Here is a 6,528-nt window from a genome sequence, read left to right as displayed (position 1 = left end):
TACTTTTGCCGGCTCGCCAGGACCGACTTTTCCGAAAATTGACCCTGGCCCCTTTTTCCGATCTTGATCGACACGAACCATCTTGAGCGCGCGCTGCGGGCGATCCCAATGGGGCGAAAGAACTGGTTGTTCTGCTGGACCGAACTCGGCGCGAAACAGGTGGGGATCCTGCAGAGTCTGATCGTCACCTGCCGGCTGCACGGGATCGATCCCTACACGTACCTGGTCGACGTCCTGCAGCGGGTGGGCCAACATCCGGCCCGCCGGGTCGCGGAACTCACGCCCCGGCAGTGGAAGGAACGCTTCGCGCAGAATCCGCTGCGCTCACCCTTGCATACCCTGCGGCCTTCGGGATAGGCAAGAACGCCGCGGAGTTACCGGTTGCGCTCATCTTGCCCGTTCGCTCCGGTCGCATCGAGCCACATGCCGTGAAGCGACGGCCTCATAACCACGCATTAGTGACCGTTCCGCGGAGTGTCGCCCGTGCCACAATCCTGCGCGAGCGCGGTTTAGCGCCTTAAGGTAGTGGCATGGGACCCTGGCCCCTTTTGCCTTTTGCTTTTGCCTTTTGCCCGCTCGAGAGCATCATCAGCCTCATCCACAACGCTGCGGTAGAGCGAATCGAGGGTGAGGACTACCAATAGCGGGGGAAACGATGGAGCAGCCAAGCGACCAACGAACGCAAGGCGAGAAATGCGCCTCGCGCCTCATCTGGATCGCCGTTGCAGGGGCGACTCTTACGGCCATCCTTGTGACGCACTATCTTCAGGGAGCACCGTGAGTGCTGCCACTCCCTGTCGCGGCGCAGGCATCACTACGAGCCTGCACATGCCTGAGCACTTGCCCTTGGTGGCGCCGTCTTCCTGTGGTTCTGGTCGAGCTAATTTTTTCGCGAGGGTGACGAGTCGAAAAGCTATGCGGTGTCCGATGGTTTGGGTAGCTCCCATATCCGCTCTGCAACCCATCGGCCCTTTCTGTGGCAACGGAGCAACGCCCGACGATGCGACTCATTTCCGAGGACTGAAGTCTGACCACGGCTTCCGCCCTCAGAGGCGGAAGCATTTTCAGCTTCAGTTCTTGAGTTTCACGTCGACTGCATTGAGGCCGCGCTCACTCTTCACGGTATGGAAAACGACATTCGTTCCCGGGGTAAGCTGGTCCGGCTCGCAACCCTGGGTCGATTTAACGTGGAAGAAGAGGTTGTCACCACCGCCATCCGGGCGTACAAAGCCAAACCCTTTGTCGGCATTGAAATTGACGACCTCGCCCGAGCGCAGACCGGCCGCAGCAGCAGGGGCCAAAGCCGGTGCCTCATCCGGCAAGAAGTCCTTCGATTTCTGCACGAACAGGCGAGTAATCGACTGATCCTTCTTACGGCCGCGACTATCGATCTCGTCACTCATCATGATCGGATAGGTCACCTCGTTGATGAGAGACTGGGAGGTTCGGGTCGAGCGTGGTTCGCTATTTCGCGTCCAGTCGAAGTCCCACGCGAGAAGCATGACCCGCGTGCCGAGCGTATTCAGCTTCCGCACCAAAGGTACGAAGTCACCATCACCCGACACCAGCACGCTAATGTCAAAACGCTTGTGCACCGCAAGTTCGAAGGCCTCCAAGGCAAACCAGACATCGATCCCCTTTTCGGACACCTCACCCCCGCGGTCGGAAACCACCGGCAGGAAATGCATCGTCACGCCTTCGCGAATCAGCACATCGTCGAACTGCCGTTCGCGGTACAAGGAATCGTTTTCCTGGGCCTGCTTCGCGCTTAGGCGGCCGCGGAAGTAGTGTGCGTCGACGATCTGGCAAAAGCGCTTGTCGACGCCCTCCTGCCGAGACACTTCTTCACGGATGAATTCGTGGATCCCCGTGATCGACAGGCGCGCTTTGCGCTCATGCTCGTAGAGGTAATAGTTGGACACGTGCGAGAAGTACGTGCCGTCATAGAACACGCCAATTCTTAGAAGTCCATTGTCATGTTTTGCGGTCATTATGCAGCCTCCTTGTGATCAGTTTGGGAAACAGTTTTGCGCTCACGACCCCAGTCGCGTAGCCAAGTGCACGCCGTGCTCAGCCGAAATCCCAATTCGCCATGCGCGCGCAGCAATCGACCGCGCTCTCGGGCGCAGAAGCGCGCGAGCGAAGCACCGGGAGATAAGAGAAATACCTCGAGACGAGCATCGAGGTCGGCCCAGAATCGGGCTTTGGCGGCCTGTGCCGTGGCATGACGGCAACGCGCGGCATGCACTTGATGGCTGTGAGATAGCGACATATCGTTTCCCCGTTGTATGCGTCCAGTGGGCTGCGAAGTCGTGCAGCGCAACTGTAAAACCGTCTTCCGACGGCACCTCCCGACTCGCGTCGGTATTGCTTTGCGTATCTCTTGCGTACTGCTATCGCTTATCTATCTAACGGTGCTACTGTAAGGTTGCTACTGTAACTGCGTAGAGGGTAACACTCAACTGGCACCGCGCAGGATATTTCAGTCTGCCGGAGTAGTGCGGTACCAGCCAGTCGAGTAACCCTGTGCCGGATGTCCGCAAGGGTCGGAAGCTGCCATTCACCAGCCCTACGCCCGCCCAAATCCAAGTCCATCGGCAGCCTCCTACGAAACTCCTCGGTCGAGCAGCTTGATGGCGAAGGCTATCAGTAGATCAGTTAGCGCTCCGGATACCGGCCGCCCCCGATGAACCTGTCGTAGGTGTCATCCTCGCCCTCATCCCCATCAATCGCCCAGTGCGGATAGAACTTGGGGACGATGAGCAGCGAGAGCACTCGCTCGAAGGTATCCGAGGTGTGCTTCATCTCTCGCAGGATCTCGTCATCCGGCGCGTTCTTGAACCACAGACTGGCCGGAACCAGTGCTCCCTCCGGACATTGGCGGATGCGCGGGTCCGACGCCACCGTCCCTGGAAGTTCCTCCAGGGGAAAGCCTTTCGGGAAATCAACCCAGAGCCGCTGCTCGCGGGCGGGTCCGCTACGCGTCCACCGCAGCATCCTCCCGTTGTCCCAATAGACCAGGATCGCCCGTTCGCCGGTGACCTCGACGAAGCGGATACACATAGGGGAAAGGGGCCAGGGTCAAATATTCATTAGGGGAAAGTGGCCAGGGTCAAATATTCATCGACAGCACCCGTGCGCCCGCCGGCAGCCTTTCAGCAACCTTCCCTTCCCGCTCCCGCCGTGCGAAAGAACCGATTCGCTGGGCGCATCACCCTACCCACCGCCGCGCATTGCGGAAGATCCGCAGCCAGGGCGAATCCTCCCAGCCGCGCTCTTCCCAGTCGGCCGGGTGCCAGGACATCTGGACGCTGCGGAAGACGCGCTCGGGGTGCGGCATCATGATCGAGAAGCGGCCGTCGGCGGTGGTGAAGCCGGTTGCGCCGGCCGGCGAACCGTTGGGGTTGGCGGGATAGACTTCGGTTGGCGCGCCGTGGTGGTCGATGAAGCGCATGGCGACCAGCGCGTTCGCCCGCTGTTCGGTAGAAGCGAAGACGGCACGGCCTTCGCCGTGCGAGACGACCACCGGCAGGCGGCTGCCGTGCATGCCGGCGAAGAAGATCGACGGCGATGCGGGCAGCTCGACCAGCGAGAAGCGCGCTTCGAACTGCTCGACGCGGTTGCGCGCGAAGTGTGGCCAGGCGTCGGCGCCGGGAATCAGTTCCTTGAGCGCGCTCATCATCTGGCAGCCGTTGCAGACGCCGAGGGCAAAGGTGTCGGGACGCGCGAAGAAGGCCGAGAAACTGTCCCTGGCGCGTTCGTTGAACAGAATCGTCCGCGCCCAGCCCTGACCGGCGCCGAGCACGTCGCCGTAGGAAAAGCCGCCGCACGCGACGGCGCCCTTGAAGTCGGCGAGCGCGACCCGGCCGGCGAGGATGTCGCTCATGTGCACGTCGATCGCGGCAAAGCCGGCGCGGTCGAAAGCGGCTGCCATCTCGACGTGGCCGTTGACGCCCTGTTCGCGCAGGATGGCGATGCGCGGGCGCGCGCCGGTGTGGACGAAGGGCGCCGCGATGTCGTCGGCCGGGTCGAAACTCGGGGTTGCCGAGAGGCCGGGATCGGCGGCATCGAGAATCCGGTCGAACTCCTGTTGCGCGCACTCCGGGTTGTCGCGCAGGCGCTGCAGGTGGAAACTGGTTTCCGACCAGGCGCGCTGCAGGTCGATCCGCTTTTCGTCGAGGACCGGGCGGGCGTTGCGGATGATGCGGATGTGGTCCCAGCGGTTGGGAGCGCCGATGAAGTCGGTACATACGCCGAGCCCCGCGGCGCGCAGGATGCCCATCACGCGGCCGCGGTCGCTGCGGCGGATCTGCACGACGGCGCCGAGTTCCTCGCAGAACAGCGCGCGCATCAGCATTTCGAAGGAGCGGCCGCCGAGCAGGTTGGGCCGCTTCTCGTTGCCGTCGACGTCGTTGCTCAAGGGGTCGTAGCAGAGGCCGTCGGTGTCGATCGAAACGCCGCAATGCGAGGCGAACGCCATCTCGCAGACGGTCGCGAACAGGCCGCCGTCGCCGCGATCGTGGTAGGCGAGCAGCAGCCTCTCGGCAGCCAGCCGACGAATGGCGGCGAAGAAGGCGGAAAGACGCGCCGGGTCGTCGACGTCCGGCGCTTCGCTGCCGGTGGCCGCATGCACCTGCGCCAGCGCCGAGCCGCCAAGGCGGTTGCGGCCGGCGCCGAGGTCGATCAGCAGAAGATCGGTTTCGCCGGCGTCGAGCACCAGTTGCGGGGTCAGCGTGCGGCGCGCATCCTCTACCGGCGCGAATCCGGTGACGATCAGCGACAGCGGCGAGACGACCTGCTTCGTTTCGCCATGCTGCTGCCGAGTTTCGCCGTCCTCGCGCCAGGTGGTGCGCATCGACAGCGAATCCTTGCCGACCGGGATCGCCACGCCGATCTGCTGGCAGAGGTCGGAGACCGCGCGCACGGTGTCGAACAGGCGCGCATCCTCGCCCGGGAAGCCGGCAGCGGCCATCCAGTTGGCCGACAGCTTGACGTCGCCGAGCTGCCCGATGTCGGCGGCGGCGATGTTGGTCAGCGCCTCGCCGATCGCCATGCGCCCGGAGGCGGGAGCGTCGAGCACCGCGAGCGGCGTCCGTTCGCCGATCGCGAATGCCTCGCCGCGGTAGCCCTGGAAGGACATCAGCGTCACCGCGACGTCGGCGCAGGGAACTTGCCACGGGCCGACCATCTGGTCGCGGGCGGTCAGTCCACCGACGGTGCGGTCGCCGATGCTGATCAGGAAGGTCTTGTCGGCGACGGCCGGCAGGCGCAGCACGCGGTAGGCGGCTTCCTTGAGCTCGACCGAGGTGGCATCGAAGGGAACGGCGAGCGGCGGCAGGTGCTCGGCGCTGCGCGTCATCCGCGGCGGCTTGCCGAGCAGCGCGTCGATGTCCATGTCGACCGGAAGGTTGGCGAAGTGGCGGTCCGCGACGATCAGGCGCTTGTCATCGGTGGTTTCGCCGACGACGGCGAACGGGCAGCGCTCGCGCTCGCAGATGTCCGCGAATTCGGCCAGGCGGCCGGGAGCGATCGCCAGCACATAGCGCTCCTGCGCTTCGTTGCACCAGATTTCGGCTGGCGACATGCCGGGTTCCTCGATGTGCACGGCGCGCAGTTCGAAGCGGGCACCGCTGCCGGCGCCGTGCGCCAGTTCGGGCAGCGCGTTCGAAATGCCGCCGGCGCCGACGTCGTGGATCGAGAGGATCGGATTGCCGTCGCCGGCCGTCGCGGCGTCGCCGCTCGGAGTTCCCATCTGCCAGCAGCGGTCGATCACCTCCTGCGCGCGCCGCTGCATCTCGGGGTTGCCGCGCTGCACCGAAGCGAAGTCGAGGTCGGCGCTGTTGCTGCCGGTGGTCATCGAGCTGGCGGCGCCGCCGCCGAGGCCGATCAGCATTCCCGGACCGCCGAGCTGGATCAGCAGCGTTGCCGGTGGCAGGCGCTCGGCCTTGAACGACTGGCTGGCAGCGATGTTGCCGACGCCGCCGGCGATCATGATCGGCTTGTGGTAGCCGCGCACGAGCGGTTCTTCAGCGCTGCCGGTGAATTGTTCGTAGGTGCGGAAATAGCCGGCGAGGTTGGGTCGGCCGAACTCGTTGTTGAAAGCGGCCGCACCGATCGGCCCTTCGAGCATGATCGCCAGCGGCGATGCGATGCGCTCGGGCCGGCCGTACGCTGGCAACTCCCACGGCTGCACGAAGTCGGGGATGGCGAGGTTGGAGACCGAAAAGCCGCAGAGGCCGGCTTTCGGCTTCGAACCGCGACCGGTAGCGCCTTCGTCGCGGATCTCGCCGCCGGAGCCGGTAGCCGCGCCCGGGAACGGCGAAATCGCAGTCGGGTGGTTGTGCGTCTCGACTTTGGCGAGGATGTGCGTCCGTTCCTCGCGATAGGCGTACTGGCCGTCGCTGCCAGGATGGAAGCGCGCGACGACGGCGCCCTCGATCACCGACGAATTGTCCGAGTAGGCGACGACGGTCCCCGCCGGATGCGCCCGGTGCGTCTCGCGGATCATGCCGAACAGCGTTTCGCTGC

At 64.3% G+C, this 6,528-nt stretch carries 3 protein-coding genes and 1 pseudogene; 1 reads left to right on the top strand and 3 read right to left on the bottom strand.

The genetic code is table 11. From position 1 onward, the window contains the following. Positions 1 to 66 precede the first annotated feature (66 nt). A pseudogene (locus NFV80_RS00880) lies at positions 67 to 357 on the top strand (transposase domain-containing protein); the annotation flags it as partial. Between the two features lie 713 nt (positions 358 to 1,070). Here NFV80_RS00880 and NFV80_RS00875 read toward each other — a convergent pair. The 3 genes from NFV80_RS00875 to purL all read right to left on the bottom strand — a co-directional run. Continuing rightward, complete coding sequence (locus tag NFV80_RS00875) at positions 1,071 to 1,991, bottom strand: NYN domain-containing protein (protein WP_295324833.1); 921 nt, start codon at positions 1,989 to 1,991, stop codon at positions 1,071 to 1,073. 667 nt (positions 1,992 to 2,658) lie between these two features. Beyond that, positions 2,659 to 3,063, bottom strand: a complete 405-nt coding sequence (locus NFV80_RS00870; protein WP_295324835.1) for a hypothetical protein — start codon at positions 3,061 to 3,063, stop codon at positions 2,659 to 2,661. A 148-nt stretch (positions 3,064 to 3,211) separates the two neighbouring features. Continuing rightward, a partial coding sequence (purL, locus tag NFV80_RS00865; protein WP_296757521.1) for a phosphoribosylformylglycinamidine synthase occupies positions 3,212 to 6,528 on the bottom strand: 3,317 nt, incomplete at its 5' end.

Source organism: Accumulibacter sp., assembly GCF_023806565.1.
Taxonomy (GTDB): Bacteria; Pseudomonadota; Gammaproteobacteria; order Burkholderiales; family Rhodocyclaceae; genus Accumulibacter.
The sequence above is the reverse complement of the archived record's forward strand: the minus strand, read 5'-3'. Positions and strand labels throughout refer to the sequence as shown.

Excerpts from the sequence above, each read along its gene's own strand:
- NFV80_RS00870 (WP_295324835.1), bottom strand. The coding sequence starts at position 3,063 with ATGTGTATCCGCTTCGTCGAGGTCACCGGCGAACGGGCGATCCTGGTC.
- NFV80_RS00875 (WP_295324833.1), bottom strand. The coding sequence starts at position 1,991 with ATGACCGCAAAACATGACAATGGACTTCTAAGAATTGGCGTGTTCTAT.